Origin of the sequence: Roseateles agri (genome assembly GCF_034043675.1) — a bacterium.
Classification (GTDB): domain Bacteria; phylum Pseudomonadota; class Gammaproteobacteria; order Burkholderiales; family Burkholderiaceae_C; genus KK5.
The window spans coordinates 124,467-144,053 of the sequence record NZ_JAXCLA010000003.1; the positions used below are offsets into that span (position 1 = coordinate 124,467).

Sequence of the window (19,587 nt, forward strand, 5' to 3'; positions counted from 1 at the left end):
ACATGCTGTTTCCCGACGAACACGAACTGATCGACCGCATCGCCATCGCGCTGATCCGCCGCAAGGAGATGCTGGGCACGGCCGAGTCCTGCACCGGCGGCCTGATCGCCGCCGCCTGCACCGAGCTGCCGGGCTCCAGCCAGTGGTTCGAGCGCAGCGTCGTCAGCTACAGCAACCAGGCCAAGAACGAGCTGCTGGGCGTGCCGGCCGCGCTGCTGCAGATGCACGGCGCCGTCAGCGGCGAGGTGGCGCAGCACATGGCGCGCGGGCTGATCGCCCATGCACCGATCCACTGGGCGCTGGCCGTCACCGGCATCGCCGGGCCCACCGGCGGCAGCGACGCGAAGCCGGTCGGCACCGTGTGGCTGGCGCTGGCGCACGAGGGTCGACTGGTCAAGGTCTGGAAGGAGCTGTTTCCCGGCGATCGGCACGAGGTGCGCATCGCCACCGTGCGCGCCGGCCTCACCGCGCTGTGCGACGCGCTGGAAGACCGCGACAGCTGATGCCCGTCCTGATCCTCGGCGCCGACCGCGAAGCCTGGCTGGCCGCGCTGCGCGAGGCGATGCCTGATGAGCGTTTCGTGCTGGAGCCGGAAGACGGCATCGACGCCGCTGTCGTCGCCAACCCACCGCCGGGCAGCCTGCAGGGATTGCCGAAGCTGCGGCTGATCCAGTCGGTCTGGGCCGGCGTCGACCGGCTGTTGCAGGACCCCACCTTGCCGCCGGACGTGCCGCTGGCCCGCATGGTGGACCCGGCGATGAACGAGGCAATGGTGCACACGGCGCTGTGGGCCGTGCTGTCGCTGCATCGCAGCTTCTTCGAACTCGCCGCGCAGCAACGCGAGCAGCGCTGGCAGCAGCCACTGCAGCCCCGCGCCGCCGAATGGAGAGTGCTGGTGCTGGGCCGCGGGGAGCTGGGCGGGCGTGTTGCCGACGCACTGGAACTTCAGGGTTATGCGGTGAGCAGCTGGCGCTCGTCGGACGGCCCAGAGCCGCCGCTGGAGGGCGCGGACACCGTCGTCAACCTGCTGCCGCTGACCCCGGCCACGCGCGGCTTCTTCGACGCTGCCCGCCTGGCCCGGATGAAGCCCGGCGCCAGCCTGGTGAACCTGGCGCGCGGCGCTCACGTCGTCGAGGCCGACTTGCTCGCTGCGCTCGACACGGGTCGGCTACGCCACGCGGTGCTGGACGTGTTCGAGACCGAGCCGCTGCCGCTCGGCCATCGCCTGTGGACGCATCCGCGCGTGACCGTTCTGCCGCACTGCGCCGCGCAGACGGACCCGCGCAGCGCGCTGGAGGTCGTCGTGGCCAATCTGCGGGCGCTGCGCGCGGGCGAGCCGCTGCGCCACCTGGTCGACCGAAGCCGCGGCTACTGAAGGCCGGCGAGCGCCGTGTTCGGCGCCTCGCCCAGCTCGGGCAGCGCCCAGCGATCCAGCCAGTCGCGGAACTCGCCCTGCGGCATCGGGCGGGAGATGAAGTAGCCCTGGCCCTCGTCGCAGCCCAGCGCCGCCAGCAGCTGCCAGGCCTTGGAAGTCTCCACGCCTTCGGCCACCACGGTGAGGCCCAGGTTGTGCGCCAGCTCGATCGTCGAGCGGACGATCTTGGCGTCGTCGAGGTCGTGCTCCATCGCCAGCACGAAGCTCTTGTCGATCTTCAGCTCGTCCACCGGCAGCCGCTTCAGGTAGGCGAGCGACGAGTAGCCGGTGCCGAAGTCGTCGATCGAGAGCTTGAAGCCCATGCTGCTCAGCTGCTCCAGGGTGGCCAGCGCGCGCTGCGGGTCGTCCATGATCGCGCTCTCGGTGATCTCCAGGCACAGCGAGGACGGCTGCACGCGCTGCTCGGCCAGCAGGCCGGCCATGCGCGAGGGCAGGTCCGGGCCCAGCAGGTCGCGGGTCGAGAGGTTGACGCTGAGCCGCAGCGCGATGCCCGCATCGGCCGCCTGCCGGATCGCGCGGGCGGCCTCGGCGATGACCCAGCGCGTCAGCTCGCTGATGAAGCCGGTCTGCTCGGCGAAGGGGATGAACTGCATCGGCGGCACCAGCCCGCGCACCGGATGCAGCCAGCGCACCAATGCCTCGGCGCTGACGGCCTCGTGGGTGCGGATGTCGATCTTGGGCTGCAGGTACAGGCACAGCTCCTGGTTCTCGATCGCGCGGCGCAGCTCTGACAGCAGCGACAGCGACTGCTGGCTGCCCTTGTCCAGCGCGGCGTCGTAGACCATGCTGCCGCTCTGCCGCTGCTTGGCGGCGTACATGGCCAGCTCGGCGCGTGAGAGCAGCTGCATCAGGTCGCGCGCATGCTGCGGGTACAGCGCGATGCCGATGCCCGCGCCGATGTCCACCAGGTGGTCGCGGATGTGCAGCGGGCGCTTGAAGTCCTGCAGGATGGCCTGGGCGGTGTGCAGGGCCGCGGCCTCGCTGCCCTCGCGCAGCAGCAGCGCGAACTCGTCACCGGCCAGCCGCGCCAGCTCGGCACCGCGCTGGCGGCACAGGGCCTGCAGCCGCTCGCTGACGCTCTTCAGCAGCTCGTCGCCCACCTCGTGGCCCAGCACGTCGTTGACGTGCTTGAAGCGGTCCAGGTCCAGCATCAGCACGGCGAAGGGCTCGTCATGCGCGATCCGGTCTTCCAGCAGGCCTTTGAACTGCGCGCGGTTGGGCAGGCCGGTCAGCTCGTCCCAGTAGGCCAGGCGCTCGGCCTTGGCCGTCTGCGTGCGGATGTTCTGGCGCATCTGCTCGAAGGCCGTGGCCAGTTCGTCGACCTCCTCGGTGGTGACCGGCACGGCGATCGGCGTCTCGTAGTCACCCGAGCCCAGCCGCACCGCCGCACGCCCCAGCGCGTTGATCGGCCCGCTGATGCGCCGCGCCAGCAGCACGCTCAAGAGGGCGAACACGGCCACGCCGACCAGAGTCAGCGCCAGCAGCAGCACCTGCAGGTTGCGATAGGGCGCCACGGCCGCGTCGAAGGAGCGCAGCAGCACCACGCCGAGGCGGTAGCGCGGCTCCGGCTCCAGCGGCGCCAGCTGCCCGCGCCACTGCTCGCCCGACACGGCCGCCGAGAACAGGCCGGCGCCACCCGGCACCTGCGTGGTGACGCTCTGGGTGTCGTGCGGATCGAGGCTGCTGGCCAGCGGCGTCCAGCTGTTGCCGTCGATGCGCACGACGACGACGCCTTGCAGCTCGGACAGCGTCTTCAGGTCGCGCAGTGCCGCGCCGTCGAGCTGGAAGCCCATCATGATCCAGCCCAGCGGTGCCGGCGTGCGCACCTGCACCGCAACGACCTGATAGGCCTTGCCATCCAGCAGCGCCAGCTGCAGGTCGTCATCGCCCGCGGGCCGGCCGGTGCCTTGCTGCGTGATCTTCTGCTGCAGCAGGTCGCGGAAGCGCGCGGCGTCCGGCCGCGTGGCGGCCACGAGCTTCAGTTCGGTGTCGAAGTAGGCGACGACGCTGGCGCCGATGCGCTCGCCCTGGTTGAACAGCGCGTCCTGGATCGTCTCGGCCGCGCCAGGCTCGGTCAGCGAGAGGCTGATCGCGGTCTTGAAGCCGTAGTCCTGCGCGAGCAGCGCGGCGGCGTCGCTGCGCTTCTCGGCTTCCTGCACGAGCAGGCGGCGGAACACGCGCTCGCCGGTCTTCAGCTCGGCGGCGATCGAGGTGTTGGCATTGCGCTCGATGCTGGTCTGGATCAGGCCGGAGCTGGCCAGTTGCACGACCAGCAGCAGGCCCAGGAACAGCGCGACGATGCGGCCCTCGAGCCGGCGCAGGTTCAGGAAACTGGGCAGCGCCATTCGGCTTTGTCGCTTCCGTTCAATCGCCGGTGGTGACGACGCTCTGCCCGCCGCCGGCCGCCTCGACCTTCAGCGGCTGCGCCTGCAGTTGGTCGCGCTTGAAGCTGGCGTGCCACACCTTGAGCTGGTGCTCGCCGGCCGGCAGGTCGAAGCGGACGGTGCCGGTGGCATCGGTGCGCCCGAACATGGGCGTGTCGACGACGACGATGTGCGCGCTCATCCGGTCATGGATGTTGCAGCCCAGCGTGGCGACGCCGGGCTTGTCGAAGACGATCGGCTCGCTGGGCGTGCCCGAGTACAGCTTGGTCTCGAACACCTTGATCGGCGAGAACGAGTACACATGATGCCGCACGGTGTCGAAGTTCGGGAAGTTCACGGCCGTGCCGGTCTGCACGACCAGCAACTGCGGCGTGAACTGCTTGTCGCGCTGGCCCATGTCGGCCTTGGCGCTGCTGGTCTTCAGGGGCTTGCCGCTCAGCTCGACGGCGACGACCGCATCGGCCAAAGGCTGGCCACCGGCATTGCGCACCTGGATCGACCAGGGCAGCGCCAGCGCGGCGGGCGAGACACCGGCAAGCAGCGACGGCAGCAACAGCAGAAGGGCCGGGCGACGCATGGCGGTGGTGGAGAAATGACGCCGCCTCAGCGGGCGGCGTGCACGATGTCGCGCTTCATCGGCGCGAGCAGCTTCAGCAGGTCGTTCTTCGCGCCGGCGTCGACGCCGGCACGGTCCATTTCCTCGCGCAGGATGTCCACCAGCGCGTCGAACTCGCGCGGCTGGATCTTCGCGTCGGCATGCGACTTGGCCATCGTCTCGCCCTCGTACTTGCAGCCACCACCGGAGATCGAGCAGATCTGCTGGACGATGCTGGCCTTGATCGGGGCAAGCTTGATGCCGTCGAAGCTGCGCTTGGTGCGCTCGTCGGTGGAGCTGCGGTCGATCGTGCGGCTGACGAAGGTCTCGACCACGGTCTGGCCACCCAGCCGCTGGTACAGCGTGGCCTGCGGTGTGGCACATGCGGCCACCAGGACCAGCAGCGTGATAGCGATCGAACTGCGCAATAGTTGTTTCAACATGGCTTGGCGAACGGATCGAGACGATGAGGAAAAGCTGATCCGACTGTATCGTCTGCTCCGTCCTCATAACTCGTTATCCCGACGTGATGAAGCCCGAAAACAGCCATATTGCTCAAGCCGGCCGTCTTCTGATCGCCGCGATCACCGCCACCTTCGCACTGTTGCCGGCGGCACAGGCCGGCGACCGGGTCCTGGCCTCGTCCGGCGTCAGCCAGGTGGAGGGAGCCGCCGGCGGAGGGCTCAGCCCCTGGGCCGTGATCGGCGGCCAGGGCAGCCGCGACCAGATCGGCGCCTCCGTCTTCGGCACCCACGTGCGCACGCGCGGCGGCTTCGAATTGGAGAGCTACGGCGCGGCCGTGGGCTTCTACGACACGGTGGAGCTGTCCTTCGCGCGCCAGCGTTTCGGCCTGGCCGACACGGTGGCGGGCCAGTCGCTGAACATGGATGTCGTGGGCCTGAAGTGGCGCGTCTGGGGCGACGCCGTGTACGAGGCCGACAGCTGGAAGCCGCAGGTCGCCATCGGCCTGCAGTACAAGAAGAACCGCGACATGCTGGTGCCGAACCTGCTCGGCGCCAAGCGCGACAGCGACACCGAACCCTACATCGCCGTGGCCAAGCTCTGGTTCGGCGCGGCCGGCGGCTGGAACCTGTTCACCAACGTGACCTTGCGCGGCACGCGGGCCAACCAGTTCGGCCTGCTCGGCTTCGGCGGCGACAAGGGCGACTCGATGAAGCTCGAGCCGGAGGCCTCGATCGCCGTGCTGCCGCGCGACAACCTGGCCATCGGCGTCGAGTATCGCGCCAAGCCGAACCAGTTGTCGGCCTTCGACGAAACGCACGCCGCCGACTTCTTCGTCGCCTGGTGGCCGATGCGCAACCTGAGCGTCACGCTGGCCTGGCTGGACCTGGGACAGATCGCCAACAAGACGGGGCAGCGCAGCAGCTACCTGTCCGTCCAGGCGCAGTTCTGATCAGCGGATTGGCTCGTTCAAGAGCAGTTCGCGGGTGAAGCGGACCGGCGGCGCGCCGTGCGAGAGCACGGCGTCGTGGTACGCCTTCAGCGTGAACTTCGAGCCCCAGGCGGCACGCACCGCCTCGCGCATGTCCAGCTGCTCCTGCACGCCGACGAAGTAGGTCGGTAGCTGCGCGGAGGACAGCTGCGCGCGCACCCACTTGCCCGCGGCCTCGCGCTCCTGCTGGAAGGTGCGGCGCATCATCAGGTCCATCGCCTGATCGCGCGTCCAGCCCTCGACGTGCACGCCCTGGTCGAGGATCGCATTGGCCATCGTGCGCAGGTAGAACTTCAGCTGGACCAGGTGGAACAGCGGGTCGTTGTCCAGGTAGCCGGACTCGCGCATCATCCGCTCGCCGTAGACGGCCCATCCTTCGGCGAACAGGCCCGAGCGCAGGAAGGCACGCAAGGTGGACGGGAAGCGCGCGGTGACCGCGCCTTCGAGGTAGTGGCCGGGAATGCCCTCGTGGATGCTCAGCAGGTGGATCATCCGGCTGTTGTACTCACGCAGGAAGGAATCCACCTGCGCGTCGCTCCAGTCCTTGGGGATCGGCGAGACGGCGTAGAAGGTCGGCTGGCCCACGTCCAGCGGGCCCGGCGAATCGCAGTAGGCCACCGCCACACCCTGCTGGAACTCCGGCATCGTGATGATGCGCACCGGATCGCTGGGCACCGTGATCAGGTCCTTGTCGATCAGGAACTGGCGGGCCTGCTTCAAGGTGGCGGTGGCGTCGGCCACGACGGCGTCGCGCTTGGGTCGCTCGGCATAGGCCAGCTCCAGCGCGGCCTCGATGCCGGACTGCTGCTGTTCGGCCGTCGGCTCGGCGGGCAGGTCCTTCACCAGACCGCGGGCGATGCGGTACATCTCGGCGCGGGCCTCGTCGATGCCCTTCTCGGCGCGGGCACGGATCTCGGCGCGCGAGAGGGATGACATCAGCGCGAACTGCAGCTTCTGGTCGTAGAGCTTGGCGCCGATGCGGAAATCGCCCTTGGCGTTGGGCACCAGCGTCTTGTCCAGCCACTGCTGGTGCTCGGCCACGGCCGCCTTCAGGCCGGCAATCGCCGCATCGGCGCGCTTGCGCTCGGCCTCGGGCAAGCTGCCCAGATGCGGCGCGATGAATTCGTCGACCAGCGAGAGCAGGCCGCCGTTCTGCTTGGCCACCGTTTCGGCATGCACGCGCGGCACGCGGGCGGGGTCGAGGTTGGCGCGGGCCTGCGCGAGGAAGGCGGGCAGCTTCTCCATGCGGGTGACGGCGTTGCCCAGCCGTTCGGGCAGCGGCGCGAACTCGCGCGCCATCAGGTTGTAGAGCGCGTTGCCGGCGGCCTGGCCGTAGACCTGCGGATCCCAGGCCCAGTCCTGCGAGTCCTGCCAGCCCCAGACGTCGTAGCGGAGCTGGTTGCGCAGGATGGCCGCGTCCACCTGGTTCTCGCGCGAGAGGCGGGCCACGTCGATGCGGTCCAGCTCGGCCAGCAGGCGCTGGCTGCCGGCCAGCGCCTTGGCGCGGCCAGCGGGGCTCAGGTCGTCCAGCTCGGCGTCGAGGTGGTGGTCGCCCTGGAAGGTGGCGGTGATCGGCGAGACGGCGATCCAATGGGCCAGCGCACGCTGCGACAGCGCGGCGAAGGCGGTGTCGGGCGTTGACTGCGGTTCGCTGGTGGCGGCCCAGGAGGTCTGCACGGCCAGCGTGGATGCGGCGGCCAGCGCGATGGCAGCGCGTCGATTGATCATCGGTATCTTCTCCGTTGTGGGGAAATTCAGGCCTCTAAGCTGAGCCGGGCGGCCTTGGGGCCGGCGCAGGTCTCCACGACCATCAGCACCAGCTTGCGCAGCGCGGCCCAGGCGTCGAGCGGCCAGCCGGGATGGCGCAGGCCCTTGACCAGGCCGTCGCAGATCTGCGCGGCCTCGACGAGCCGGGCCAGGTCGGCGGCGCGCAGGCCGGGCACGATGCGCTCGAACAGCTTTTCCTTGGCGCCCCAGACGCGCGACTCGCGCAGCGCCATCGGCAGCGGCTTGCCGGCGTCGACCGCATCGCGCACGCGCTTCAGCGCGCGGATGTCCTCCGCCAGGCTCCAGTGCACCAGCACGGCCGCCTCGCCCTCGGCCTCCAGGCCGTCGAGCATGCGCAGCACGCGGGCCAGTTGGCCGCCGAGCATGGCCTCGCTGAGCTTGAACACGTCGAAGCGGGCGACGTCCAGCACGGCCGCCTCGATGTGCTCGTGCGTCAGCGTGCCGGCCGGGTGCAGCAGGGCCAGCTTCTGCAGCTCCTGGTGCGCGGCCAGCAGATTGCCTTCGACGCGATCGGCGAAGAAGGCCAGGGCCCGCTGGCCGGCCTCGCCGTCCTCGACGCGCTGGCCCTGGGCCGCCAGGCGCTGGGCGATCCACTGCGGCAGCGCGCGGCGCTCCACCGGGTCGACTCGCACGGTGGCACCCACGCCGTCCAGCGCCAGGAACCAGGCGCTGTTCAGTTGCGTCTTGTCCAGGCGCGGCAGGGTGACCAGGGTGACGACGTCTTCCGGCAGGCGCTCGCAGTAGCGCTGCAGTTGCTCGGAGCCGTCCTTGCCGGGCTTGCCGGAGGGGATGCGGATCTCGATGAACTGGCGCTCGGCGAACAGGCTCATCGCCTGCGCGGCACCCAGCACCGGGCCCCAGTCGAAATAGGCGCCGGCCACGGTGAAGACCTTGCGCTCGGCATAGCCCTCGGCCCGCGCCGCGGCGCGGATCGTGTCCGCGGCCTCCTGCGCCAGCAGCGGCTCGTCGCCGTAGACGGTGTAGATGGGCTTCAGCCCCTTGGCGAGCTGCGCGGGCAGCGCGTCGGCGCGGAGTTGCATCTCAGGCCTTCCGCCGGGCCGCCCCAAGGGAGGCCTGCGCCCCCTCGGGGGGCAGCGAACGAAGTGAGCGTGGGGGCCCCATGTCAGGAGGGCAGCTTCACGGCCGCGAGGCGGCGCATGATCAGCGCGACGGCGTCGGACTGCATCGCGCGGTAGAGCTGCGCTTCTTCCTGCTCCTTGCCGAGCGCCTGCGTCTCGGTATAGGTCAGCTCGCGGGTCAGGCGCAGTTCGGTGCGGGGCAGCAGCAAGTCGCCCTGCGCCGTGCGCAGCAGGTAGTCGACGTCCAGCTTCAGCTGCCATTCACGCACCTGGCCGGCGCTGGTGGAGACGACGACGAGCTTGTCGCGCGTTTCCTTCAGCGCCTCGACGACGACCTCGGCCTTGTTGGGATCGGGCTGCAAGGTCAGCTTCGTGCGGCTCAACTGGCGGCGCAACTCCACGGCGAACGGCGAATCGCTGCGGAAGCCGGTGAGGCCGACGACGTGGAACTGGAACTCGGGTTCCTTGCGGAGCTCGAAGCCGCAGCCAGCGAGGGCTGCGGCGCCAAGGAGGAGCGCGCGGCGATCGATCATGCGACGACGTTGACCAGGCGGCCGGGCACGACCACGACCTTCTTGACCGGCCGGCCTTCGGCGAAGCGGATCGTCTCCTCGTGCGCGACGGCCAGGGCCTCGATGGCGGCCTTGTCGGCGCCTGCGGAGACCTTGATCGTGCCGCGCAGCTTGCCGTTGACCTGCAGCATCAGCTCGATCTCGTCCTGCACCAGCGCGCTCTCGTCGACGGTGGGCCAGGGTGCGTCGAGCAGGTCGCCCAGCTCGGCGGCGAAGCCCAGTTGCTCCCACAGCGTGTGGCCGATGTGCGGGCAGGCCGGGTAGAGCACGCGCAGCAGCACGGAGAGGCCTTCGCGCGAGGCGGCGTCGGCCGTCTTGTGCGATTCCAGCGCATTGAGCAGCTTCATCGCGCCGGAAACGACGGTGTTGTACTGCATGCGCTCGTAGTCGTAGCTGACCTGCTTGAGCACCAGGTGCACCTCGCGGCGCAGCGCCTTGCCATCGGCAGACAGCGCGGCGAAGTCCGTGCCGGCGGCCTTGATCGCGTCGGCGTTCTTGGCCGCGTAGCCCCAGACGCGCTTGAGGAAGCGATGCGCGCCCTCGACGCCGGCATCGTTCCACTCCAGCGTCTGCTCCGGCGGGGAGGCGAACATCACGAACAGGCGCGCGGTGTCGGCACCGTAGGTGTTGATCAGCTCCTGCGGATCGACGCCGTTGTTCTTGGACTTGGACATGGTGCCCACGCCCTCGTAGTCCACCGCCGAGCCGTCGCTCTTGAGCTTGGCACCGATGATCTTGCCGCCCTCGTCATAGACGTTGTCGACGTCGTGCGGCCAGAAGTACTCGATGCCGCCCTTCTCGCCGCGGCGCGAGTAGATGTGGTTCAGCACCATGCCCTGCGTCAGCAGCTTGGTGAAGGGCTCGTCGGCCTTGATGAGGCCCAGGTCGCGCATGACCTTGGTCCAGAAGCGGGCGTACAGCAGGTGCAGAATCGCGTGCTCGATGCCGCCGATGTACTGGTCCATCGGCATCCAGTAGTCAGTGCCGCCGGCGACCATCTTCTCGCCGTTCTTCGCGTCGCAATAGCGCATGAAGTACCACGAGCTGTCCACGAAGGTGTCCATCGTGTCCGTCTCGCGCTTCGCGGGCTTGCCGCACTTGGGGCAGGCGCAGTTCAGGAAGTCGGCGCGCTTGTTCAGCGGGTTGCCGCTGCCGTCGGGGATGCAGTCCTCCGGCAGCACGACGGGCAGGTCCTGCTCGGGCACCGGCACGGCACCGCAGTCCTCGCAATGGATGATGGGGATCGGCGTGCCCCAGTAGCGCTGGCGGCTGACGCCCCAGTCGCGCAGGCGCCAGGTGGTCTTCTTGGCGCCCAGGCCCTTGGCGCCGACCAGCTCAGCCACCTTGTCCACCGCGGCCTTGTAGCCCAGGCCGTCGAGCAGGCCGGAGGCAATGCAGACGCCCTTCTGCTTGTCGCCGTACCACTCGGCCCAGCGCTTGTCGTCGTAGGTCTCGCCTTCGACGGCGACGACCTGCTTGATCGGCAGGCCGTACTTGTTGGCAAACTCGAAGTCGCGCTCGTCGTGCGCCGGCACGCCCATCACGGCACCGTCGCCGTAGCTGATCAGCACGTAGTTGCCGATCCAGACCTCGACCTTGTCGCCGGTCAACGGGTGGGTGACGAACAGGCCCGTGGGCTTGCCCTTCTTTTCCTGCGTGGCGAGTTCGGCCTCGGTCGTTCCGCCCTTCTTGCATTCCTCGATGAAGGCGGCTAGTTCGGCATTGCCCTGCGCGGCGTGCGTGGCGAGCGGATGCTCGGGCGCGACGGCGCAGAAGGTCACGCCCATGATGGTGTCGGCGCGGGTGGTGAAGACGTAGAGCTTGCCGTCCTGGATGGCCTGGCCGTCCGCGCCCTTGATGTCGTGCGGGAAGGCGAAGCGCACGCCCTCGCTCTTGCCGATCCAGTTCTCCTGCATCAGGCGCACGCGCTCGGGCCAGCCGCTGAGGTATTGCGGGCTGGCGGGGTTGGCCACGGCGTCGAGCAGCTCGTCCGCGTACTTGACGATGTTCAGGTAGTAGCCGGGGATCTCGCGCTTCTCGATGACGGCGCCGGAGCGCCAACCCTTGCCGTCGACGACCTGCTCGTTGGCCAGCACGGTCTGGTCGACCGGGTCCCAGTTGACGACCTGGGTGCGGCGCTCGGCGATGCCGGCTTCCAGCATCTTCAGGAACAGCCACTGGTTCCACTTGTAGTACTCGGGCGTGCAGGTGGCGATTTCGCGCGACCAGTCGATCGCCAGGCCCATGGCCTGCATCTGGCCCTTCATGTAGGCGATGTTGTCGTAGGTCCACTTGGCCGGCGGCACCTTGTTCTTCATCGCCGCGTTTTCCGCGGGCAGGCCGAAGGCGTCCCAGCCCATCGGCATCAGCACGTTGTAGCCCTTCATGCGGAGCTGGCGCGTCAGCATGTCGTTGATCGTGTAGTTGCGCACGTGACCCATGTGCAGCTTGCCGCTGGGGTAGGGCAGCATCGAGCAGGCGTAGAACTTGGGCTTGCTGTCGTCTTCGGTGACGCGATACGCGTCGCGCTCGTTCCAGTGCTGGCGGGCGGCGGCTTCGATCTCGTTGGGGGCGTACTTGTCGTTCATCATGGCCAAGGCAGGCTGCGGGGGCGCGGGGAGCGCCGATTGTAAGGAGCGGCGCCCGGGCGCCCTTCGCTCAGGGTTTGGCTTCGGCGACGAAGGCGATCTTCGACAGGCCCGCGCCCTGCACCCAGCCGATCAGCTCGGCCACCTGGCCGTAGGGCACGGCCTTGTCGGCGCGCAGCTGTACCTCGAGCTGCGGATTGCCCTGGGCCAGGGTCTTGATCCTGCGCTGGAAAGCGGCGGTGTCGACCTTGTCTTCGCCCAGGTAGATGGCGCCGTCGGGGCTCATCGTCACGGCGACGAACTTGGGCGCATCGGACGGCGTGGCCGCTTCGCTCTTGGGCAGGTCCAGGCGCAGCGAGGAGGTCATCAGCGGCGCGGCGATCATGAAGATCACCAGCAGCACCAGCATGACGTCGATCAGCGGCGTCATGTTGATCTCGCCCATCGGCTTGGGGCGTTCGGTCCGTTCGAGGCGGCCGAAGGGCATGTCAGTCCTGCTTGTCCAGCATCTCGCGCAGGTCGTGCGCGAAGCCTTCCAGCTCGGCCTCGCAGGCGCCGACCTGCTTGCCGTAGATGTTGTAGGCCAGCACGGCCGGAATGGCGACGGCCAGGCCCGCGGCCGTCATGATCAGCGCCTCCCCGACCGGGCCGGCGATCTTCTCGATCGTGACGTTGCCGCCGGCCGCCATGCTGGCGAGCGCGTGGTAGATGCCCCAGACGGTGCCGAACAGGCCCACGAAGGGCGCCGTCGCCCCGATCGAGGCCAGCAGCACCTGGCCGAACTGCAGGCGGTGCAGCACGGCGTGCAGCGCGTCGCGCAGGCGGCGGGTCAGACGGGATTCGGTGCGGCCGCTGGCGGCTAGCGTCTGCGGCTGCGTCGGTGCCGTGGCGGCTTCGAGCAGCGGCAGCGCGATGTCTTCCTTGTCGAAATTGCGCAGCGCCTCGCGGCCGGCTTCGAGATCCGCGGCGGCCCAGAAGGCCGGCACCGCGCGGGTGAGGCTGCGGCGGGCCGCTGCCAGGATCCAGCCTTTCCAGAGGATCACGACCCAGGCGCTGACCGACATAGCCAGCAGCAGCAGCGCCACCGCGCGGGTGACGGCGTCACCCTGGTCCCAGAAGGCGCTGAAACCGCTCACGCCGGCGGGTTGATGCCGAGGACGTCGGCCATGTCGTACAGGCCGGGGCCGCGCGTCGCCAGGAAGCGCGCGGCGCGCAGCGCGCCCTCGGCGTAGTGGACGCGGGTGCTGGACTTGTGCGTGATCTCGATGCGCTCACCGGCGCCGGCGAACATCACCGTGTGGTCGCCGACGATGTCGCCGCCACGCACGGTGGCGAAGCCGATCGTCGACGGATCGCGCGCGCCGGTGACGCCCTCGCGGCCGTAGACGGCGCATTCCTTCAGATCGCGGCCGAGCGCCTTGGCGACGACCTCGCCCATCTGCAGCGCGGTGCCGCTGGGCGCGTCGACCTTGTGGCGGTGGTGGGCCTCGATGATCTCGATGTCATAGCCGTGGTTCAGCGAACGGGCGGCAACCTCGAGCAGCTGCATCACCACGTTGACGCCGACGCTCATGTTCGGCGCCATCATGATGCCGATCTTCTGCGCCAGGGCGCCGATCTGCGCCTTCTGCGCGGCCTCGAAGCCGGTGGTGCCGATGACGGCCTTGACGCCCAGCTCCGCGCAGACGGCCAGGTGGGCCATCGTGCCTTCGGGGCGGGTGAAGTCGATCAAGACGTCAGCATTGGCGAGGCCTTGGCGCAGGTCGGACGTGATCGCCACGCCGCTGGCCTTGCCGAGGAAGGCGCTGGCGTCCTGGCCCAGCGCCGGGCTGCCCGGCAGGTCGAGCGCGCCGGCGAGCTTGATGTCGGGCGAGTTGACGATCGTCTCGATCAGCATCCGGCCCATCTTGCCGGAGCTGCCGGCAATGGCGACGCGCACCGGGCCGCTCAAGACTTCGGCTCCAGCGGCGGATAGCTGCGCTCCGGGCCGACCGCTTCGGGCGCGGGTGTCGCGACCTTGGCGGGCGCCGGCAGCGCGTTGCGCTCGGCCTCGGTCAGGTCCAGCTTCGGCGGGTTGCCGCTGGGCTTGTAGGTGGTGACGGCGGCGACGAATTCGTCCTCGGTCGGCAGGTCGCCGGGCACGTCGAGCGACTTCAGCGCGTCGCCCTCGAACCACGCGACGATCAGGCGCTGCTGGTAGGGCGCGCCCTGGCGGCGGATCGAGAAGGCGTAGTCCCAGCGGTCTTCGTGGAACATGTCGGTCAGCAGCGGCGAGCCGAGCAGGTCGCGCACCTGGGCGCGAGTCATGCCGGGCTTGACGCGCGCCACCAGTTCCTTGGTCAGCACATTGCCCTGGACGACTTCGACGCGGTAGGGCCGCACGAAGCCGAGCACCTTGTCACCGGACACCGAAGCGAACTGGGAAAGCGAGGAGCAGCCAGAGAGGCCAGCAAGGGCGGCCATCGTCAACGCGAGCAGCAGGGGCCGGGAATGGAAGGTGATCGGACGCATGACGATGGCGGTGACTTTCGGGGGGTTATGGCGCGGCGGCGCGACCATAGCTGGCTATGATCGGCCGATTCTAGCGGCAGCCCCCTGCAGGGAGCGCCGCCCCAGACGAGCCGAATGCCATGACCCGTACCGACGAAATCAAGAACAGCGGCCTCAAGGCCACCCTGCCGCGCATCAAGATTCTGGAGATCTTCCAGAAGTCCCAGCATCGCCACATGACGGCCGAGGATGTTTACAAGGCTTTGCTGACCGAGGATGCCGATATCGGCCTGGCGACCGTCTACCGCGTGCTGACGCAGTTCGAGCAGGCGGGGCTGCTGTCGCGCAACCACTTCGAGTCGGGCAAGGCGGTGTTCGAGCTGAACGAGGGCCACCATCACGACCATCTGGTCTGCCTGACCTGCGGCAAGGTGGAGGAGTTCTTCGATCCTCAGATCGAGGAGCGGCAGCACATGATCGCCAAGGAACGCGGCTTCCAGCTGCAGGAGCACTCGCTGGCGCTCTACGCCAACTGCATCAAGAAGGATTGCCCCAACAAGAGCTGAACGGCCGGGCCGCTCGGCGCTCAGTTGTCGTCGAGCTGGCCCTGTTCGATCGCCCGCTGGTGGCGCTCGACAAACTCGCGATAAGTGTCGATGCCGCGCAGCTGCAGGATAGTGTTGCGCACCGCCGCCTCAACCAGCACCGCCAGGTTGCGGCCCGCGTCCACGGCAATGACGACCTTGCGCATCGGGATGCCCAGCACGTCTTCATACAGCGGCTCGTAGGGCAGGCGCTCGAAATCGCGCTCCATCGTTTCCTTGCGGACCAGATGGACGATCAGCTTCAGCCGCATCTTGCGGCGCACCGCCGTCTCGCCAAAGATCGCCTTGATGTCCAGCAGGCCGATGCCGCGGACTTCCAGCAGATTCAGCAGCAGGTCGGGGCAGCGGCCGTCGATGGCGGTCTGCGAGATGCGGTAGAGGTCGACCGCATCGTCGGCGACCAGGCCGTGGCCGCGGGAGATCAGTTCCAGGCCCAGTTCGCTCTTGCCCAGGCCCGATTCACCGGTCAGCAGGACGCCCAGGCCGAGGATGTCCATGAACACGCCATGGCGCGTCGTCCGGTTCGCGAACAGGTGGGCCAGGTAGACGCGCACGACGTCGATCACATGGCCGGCGGATTCGCTGGTGACGAACAGCGGGATCTCGGCGCGGTCGCACATCGCGACCAGGCGGTCCGGTGGCGGCTGGTCGTCGGCGACGATCAGCACCGGCGGCTCCAGCGTGACGATGCGGGCGATGCGCCGATCCAGCACGTCACCCGAGGCCTGACTCAGGTAGGCGACCTCACGGCGGCCGACGATCTGGACACGGTACGGGTGGATGTAGTTCAGGTAGCCGACGAGGTCGGCGGCCGATTGCGCGTCGCGCACGGCGGCTTCATCGAAACGGCGCTCGGTATTGGCATGGCCGGCGATCCACTCCCAGTGGAGCGATTCGCGGTGCTCTTCAAAGAGCCTGTCGGCACTGATCGAGGTGGGTTTCAAAAGATCAGGCGACCGATTTGAGCGGTTCCCAGGCGGCAATTAGCCTGTGAACGCCAGCCGCATCGGGCTCGGTCTTCAGCCGCTCGCGCAGTTCGCGATCGGACAGCATCTCGGCAATTTCGGACAGGATTTCCAGGTGGCGCTGGGTCGCCGCTTCGGGCACCAGCAGGAAGATCAGCAGGCTGACGGCCTCGTCGTCCGGGGCATCGAAGCCGATCGGCTGCTGCACGCGCAGCACGGCGGCGAGCGGATTCTTCAGGCCCTTGATGCGGCCATGCGGAATGGCGACCCCGTGGCCGAGGCCGGTCGAACCCAGGCGCTCGCGGGCGAACAGGTTGTCCGTGACCAGGGCGCGGGAGATGGTGTGGTTGTTCTCGAACAGCAGACCTGCCTGTTCGAACACACGCTTTTTGCTGGAGGCGTCCACGTTCACCAGCACATTGCTGGCGGGCAGGATGGCAGCGAGACGATTCATGAGCTCACTAGCGCCGATTACGGCCCGGGTGTGGTTCCCTCACTCAAGCCTTGGGCAGAACGCTTATTCGATATCTGAGCGGCAAATTATAGGAAGCTCATGACGCCAGTGCGCGCCGCCTGCTCGGGCCGGCCGTACTAATGCTCGAATTGCGGCGGCGCAGCAACAGGACGATTGCACATTGCAAAATCCGACGGAAGCGGTTCCAGCCTGGCAGCAAAAAGGCGACCCGGAGGCCGCCTCTGCTACGCGGAAGGCTTAGCCTGCCGCGCAAGATTGGGTTGCATCAGTGCTCAGGGCGCCGGCATGTCCAGACGCTTGGCGGACGCATGATGGTGTTCCTGCACGCGATCCTTGTGGCGGCAGACTTGGCGATCCAGCTTGTCCATCAGCTGATCGATCGCGGCGTATAGATCCTCATGAGACTGCTCGACGAAGATGTCGCGGCCCTTCACGTGGACCGTCACTTCGGCGCGCTGCCTTCTTTCCTTTTCCTTCTGCTTCTCCACCGTGAGCAGGACGTTGATGTCAACGACCTGGTCGAAGTGGCGGGTCACCCGGTCAAGCTTGGTGAGCACGTACTCTCGCAGAGCCGGCGTCACTTCGAGATGGTGGCCACTGATCGTCAGGTTCATAGAGCCTCCTTTCGCAAGGGTGTATCGAGAAAACGTAGGAACGTGGGAACCAAAGAACGAGAGGGGAGGTATGTCTGGGTAGCAGGTAGTTGAGGCGGGAGTGGGAAATCGACGAACCCAGTCTGCTCCCGAAGCGACGGGCTGACAAGTGCAATGAGGCCGATATAGGGGCTATAGGCCCGGGTCGGTTGGCAAGGCCGGAAATGCGTGATGGAATGCTCAGTGAACCAAGGCCCATCCCATGCCGGGCGCGCAGCCCGGAAGCCAAAAAAAAAGCCCCCGTCGGGAGACGAGGGCCTAGGCATAAAAGTAGTCACAGAACGCCCCGGAGCCAACGAGGGAGGGAGGGAGGAGGGGGAAAAAGGCTCCGAGATTTCATCCGACCAAACGGGAGATCCTGCGACTGAAATCGGTTTCATCCTAAGTGTTGGGCGCAAGGGCTGCGGGAATCCTGGGCGCCGCACTTGGTTATCGGATTTCGCCACGGAGGAGATCGTGACGGTTTTGCGAGGTTTTTGCTCCAAAATGGATGCACTTGTTCACGATTTGAGATCGTTTAGAGCGACAAACGTCCGCATGTAGTGGGTGGCGGTGTGTTTAGGGATTGCCTCCCGGCATGCCTGAGAAACACCCCGCTGGCCCAGCGGGCGTCAGCCGGTTTTATGACGGCCCCGTCATAGAATCGCCGCGGCCCAACCTAGGAAGACCATGCTTTACCCCGAACTTTTCAAGCAGCTGGAAGCCGTGCGCTGGAACATGGACACGGACATCCCGTGGGACAAGTTCGACGCCAGCCTGCTGACCGACGACCAGGCTCGCACGATCAAGATGAACGCGATCACCGAATGGTCGGCACTGCCAGCCACCGAGATGTTCCTGCGTGACAACCGCGACGATAGCGATTTCTCCGCGTTCATGAGCGTCTGGTTCTTCGAGGAGCAGAAGCATTCTCTCGTGCTGATGGAATACCTGCGCCGCTTCCGGCCCGAAATGGCACCCACCGAAGCCGAGTTGCACGAGGTGCGCTTCGAGTTCGACCCGGCGCCGGCGCTGGAAACGCTGATGCTGCACTTCTGCGGCGAGATCCGCCTGAACCACTGGTACCGCCGCGCTGCCGAATGGCACACCGAGCCGGTCATCAAGGCGATCTACGAAACCCTGTCGCGCGACGAAGCCCGCCACGGCGGCGCCTACCTGCGCTACATGAAGCGCGCGATGAGCAAGTTCGGCGACGAGGCCAAGGCCGCCTTCGCCAAGGTCGGCGTGCTGATGGCCAGCGCTCGCCGCACCGCCCAGGCGCTGCACCCGACCAACCTGCACGTCAACGCCAAGCTGTTCCCGCGCGACACCATCCAGAGCCGCCTGCCCGATCCGCAGTGGCTGGAACACTGGCTGGACAAGCAGATCCAGTTCGACGCCGTCTGGGAGACCAAGGTCGTCGAGCGCATCCTGCACAACATGAGCCTGCTGATGGAGCGCAGCTTCGCCTCGGTGCAGGAGCTGAACCGCTTCCGCAAGGAAGTCACCGCCCGCGTGGCCGCCACCGTCGAAGGCGTGACGCCCAAGCTCGCCTGAGGCTGCTCACCAGCCACAAGCCGGCCAAAAGAAAAGCCCGCCAGCCGGCGGGCTTTTTCATTGCGGCGCCAGATCGATCAGGCCCCGCGCCGCCGGCGCAGGATCAGCAGCCCGAAGCCCGCCGCCGCCAGCACCAGCCCGCCGACGAATTGCACCGAAGCCGAGGCCCGCAGCGCATTCATCGCGTCGCCCGCCACCCAGCTGCCGACACCGGTCGAATCCCCGCGCCCGATCGCCCGGAACGCATCCTCCAGCCCATCGCCATTGCCCAGCAGCGCCAGCCCGGCACCGGCCACCTGCTCCCGCAGCGCATCGGCGAAGACATGGATGTCGTAGACCTTGGGCACGATCGCGCAGGCCACGATCAGCGCAGCCACCAGGGCGGGAATGCCCCAGCGCTTCAGCCAAGCGGACGCATTCATCAGCAGCATCACCAGCGGCGCCAGCCACAGCAGCGCCAGCGGCACGCCCAGCAGCACGCGCAAGATCACCGGCAAAGTGGCGGCGAGCACCTGGAACCACGGCACCTGAGCCAGCGCCGCGACACCGCCGAGCTTCGCCGCCACGCCCGCCGTCATCACGAAGCCGAGCGCATAGCCGCCCAGCAGGATCCCGGCCGGCACCAGCAGCAGGTGAGCCGCCAAGGTGGCGCCGATGCTTTCGCTGTGGCTGGCCGGCAGCGACAGCCAAAACTCGATCGAGCGGTCCTGCACGTCGCGCCGCGCCAGGCCGGAGAGCTGGAACGACGTGCTGATGCTGCTGATCGCCAGCAGCGACAGCGCGGTCGCCATCACCACCGCCATGCCCAGCGCCAGCGGCTGGTCGGCAGGCACGCCGTTGACCTCCCCGAACGGCAGCATCGCCAGCACGATCGCCGGCGGCGCTAGCAGGGTGACGATCCAGCCGCGCTTGTGCTGCATCCATTCGCGCAGCAGAAGGGTCGAGAAACGAGAGTTCATGATGATCAAT

At 67.9% G+C, this 19,587-nt stretch carries 20 protein-coding genes; 5 read left to right on the top strand and 15 right to left on the bottom strand.

Translation table 11 applies throughout. The features are described 5' to 3' along the window. Positions 1–2: 2 nt before the first annotated feature. Positions 3–503: a CinA family protein gene (locus tag SNE35_RS08660; RefSeq protein WP_320422493.1), complete on the top strand. Its 501-nt coding sequence runs from the start codon at positions 3–5 to the stop codon at positions 501–503. Then, positions 503–1,375: a 2-hydroxyacid dehydrogenase gene (locus SNE35_RS08665; RefSeq protein ID WP_320422494.1), complete on the top strand. Its 873-nt coding sequence runs from the start codon at positions 503–505 to the stop codon at positions 1,373–1,375. Before SNE35_RS08660 ends, SNE35_RS08665 begins: the two co-directional genes overlap by 1 nt. Here SNE35_RS08665 and SNE35_RS08670 read toward each other — a convergent pair. Genes SNE35_RS08670 through SNE35_RS08680 form a run of 3 tightly spaced genes read right to left on the bottom strand, consistent with a single transcriptional unit; the run spans position 1,369 to position 4,857 of the window. After that, positions 1,369–3,780 carry a putative bifunctional diguanylate cyclase/phosphodiesterase gene (locus SNE35_RS08670; protein WP_320422495.1) on the bottom strand — a complete coding sequence of 804 codons (2,412 nt, stop codon included), beginning with the start codon at positions 3,778–3,780 and terminating at the stop codon, positions 1,369–1,371. The genes SNE35_RS08665 and SNE35_RS08670 overlap by 7 nt on opposite strands. 19 nt (positions 3,781–3,799) lie before the next feature. Then, the gene (locus SNE35_RS08675) at positions 3,800–4,396 is read right to left on the bottom strand and encodes a methylamine utilization protein (protein WP_320422496.1); all 597 of its coding nucleotides are present in this window, start codon (positions 4,394–4,396) and stop codon (positions 3,800–3,802) included. Between the two features lie 26 nt (positions 4,397–4,422). Beyond that, positions 4,423–4,857, bottom strand: coding sequence for a group I truncated hemoglobin (locus SNE35_RS08680; protein WP_320422497.1), 435 nt, complete (start codon positions 4,855–4,857; stop codon positions 4,423–4,425). 86 nt (positions 4,858–4,943) lie between these two features. Here SNE35_RS08680 and SNE35_RS08685 point away from each other — a divergent pair, with 86 nt between their 5' ends. Continuing rightward, a complete protein-coding gene (locus SNE35_RS08685; RefSeq protein WP_320422498.1) occupies positions 4,944–5,828 on the top strand; it encodes a DUF3034 family protein in 885 nt (294 codons plus the stop codon). Here the strand turns inward: SNE35_RS08685 and SNE35_RS08690 are convergent, their stop codons facing one another. From SNE35_RS08690 to SNE35_RS08725, 8 genes are all read right to left on the bottom strand, one after another. Then, on the bottom strand, positions 5,829–7,595 hold the full coding sequence (locus SNE35_RS08690) for a DUF885 domain-containing protein (RefSeq protein WP_320422499.1): 1,767 nt from the start codon (positions 7,593–7,595) through the stop codon (positions 5,829–5,831). 26 nt (positions 7,596–7,621) lie between these two features. Then, positions 7,622–8,695 (bottom strand): DNA polymerase III subunit delta, encoded by a 1,074-nt coding sequence (holA, locus tag SNE35_RS08695; protein ID WP_320422500.1) that lies wholly within the window; start codon positions 8,693–8,695, stop codon positions 7,622–7,624. A gap of 83 nt (positions 8,696–8,778) precedes the next feature. Next, complete coding sequence (locus SNE35_RS08700) at positions 8,779–9,267, bottom strand: LPS-assembly lipoprotein LptE (RefSeq protein WP_320422501.1); 489 nt, start codon at positions 9,265–9,267, stop codon at positions 8,779–8,781. Then, entirely contained in the window at positions 9,264–11,894 is a 2,631-nt protein-coding gene (gene leuS / locus SNE35_RS08705; protein WP_320423144.1) for a leucine--tRNA ligase, read from the bottom strand. The genes SNE35_RS08700 and leuS overlap by 4 nt, the downstream gene beginning before the upstream one ends. 70 nt (positions 11,895–11,964) lie before the next feature. Beyond that, entirely contained in the window at positions 11,965–12,381 is a 417-nt protein-coding gene (locus SNE35_RS08710; RefSeq protein WP_320422502.1) for an ExbD/TolR family protein, read from the bottom strand. A 1-nt stretch (position 12,382) separates the two neighbouring features. After that, positions 12,383–13,030 carry a MotA/TolQ/ExbB proton channel family protein gene (locus tag SNE35_RS08715; protein WP_320422503.1) on the bottom strand — a complete coding sequence of 216 codons (648 nt, stop codon included), beginning with the start codon at positions 13,028–13,030 and terminating at the stop codon, positions 12,383–12,385. Beyond that, positions 13,027–13,845 (bottom strand): 4-hydroxy-tetrahydrodipicolinate reductase, encoded by an 819-nt coding sequence (gene dapB, locus SNE35_RS08720; RefSeq protein WP_320422504.1) that lies wholly within the window; start codon positions 13,843–13,845, stop codon positions 13,027–13,029. Before dapB ends, SNE35_RS08715 begins: the two co-directional genes overlap by 4 nt. Next, positions 13,842–14,405: an outer membrane protein assembly factor BamE gene (locus SNE35_RS08725; RefSeq protein ID WP_320422505.1), complete on the bottom strand. Its 564-nt coding sequence runs from the start codon at positions 14,403–14,405 to the stop codon at positions 13,842–13,844. Before SNE35_RS08725 ends, dapB begins: the two co-directional genes overlap by 4 nt. Positions 14,406–14,524: 119 nt before the next feature. Here SNE35_RS08725 and fur point away from each other — a divergent pair, with 119 nt between their 5' ends. Then, positions 14,525–14,950, top strand: coding sequence for a ferric iron uptake transcriptional regulator (gene fur, locus SNE35_RS08730; RefSeq protein WP_320422506.1), 426 nt, complete (start codon positions 14,525–14,527; stop codon positions 14,948–14,950). 20 nt (positions 14,951–14,970) lie between these two features. Here fur and hprK read toward each other — a convergent pair whose 3' ends face one another. The 3 genes from hprK to hpf all read right to left on the bottom strand — a co-directional run bounded on the left by hprK (position 14,971) and on the right by hpf (position 17,043). After that, complete coding sequence (hprK, locus tag SNE35_RS08735) at positions 14,971–15,933, bottom strand: HPr(Ser) kinase/phosphatase (protein WP_320422507.1); 963 nt, start codon at positions 15,931–15,933, stop codon at positions 14,971–14,973. Between the two features lie 4 nt (positions 15,934–15,937). Further along, positions 15,938–16,408, bottom strand: coding sequence for a PTS sugar transporter subunit IIA (locus SNE35_RS08740; protein WP_320422508.1), 471 nt, complete (start codon positions 16,406–16,408; stop codon positions 15,938–15,940). A 293-nt stretch (positions 16,409–16,701) separates the two neighbouring features. Continuing rightward, positions 16,702–17,043: a ribosome hibernation-promoting factor, HPF/YfiA family gene (gene hpf / locus SNE35_RS08745; RefSeq protein ID WP_320422509.1), complete on the bottom strand. Its 342-nt coding sequence runs from the start codon at positions 17,041–17,043 to the stop codon at positions 16,702–16,704. Positions 17,044–17,751: 708 nt separating this feature from the next. Between hpf and SNE35_RS08750 the strand changes: the two genes are divergently transcribed. Further along, positions 17,752–18,618, top strand: a complete 867-nt coding sequence (locus SNE35_RS08750) for a ferritin family protein (protein ID WP_320422510.1) — start codon at positions 17,752–17,754, stop codon at positions 18,616–18,618. Between the two features lie 77 nt (positions 18,619–18,695). Here the strand turns inward: SNE35_RS08750 and SNE35_RS08755 are convergent, their stop codons facing one another. Further along, entirely contained in the window at positions 18,696–19,577 is an 882-nt protein-coding gene (locus SNE35_RS08755) for a hypothetical protein (protein WP_320422511.1), read from the bottom strand. Between the last annotated feature and the right edge of the window lie 10 nt (positions 19,578–19,587).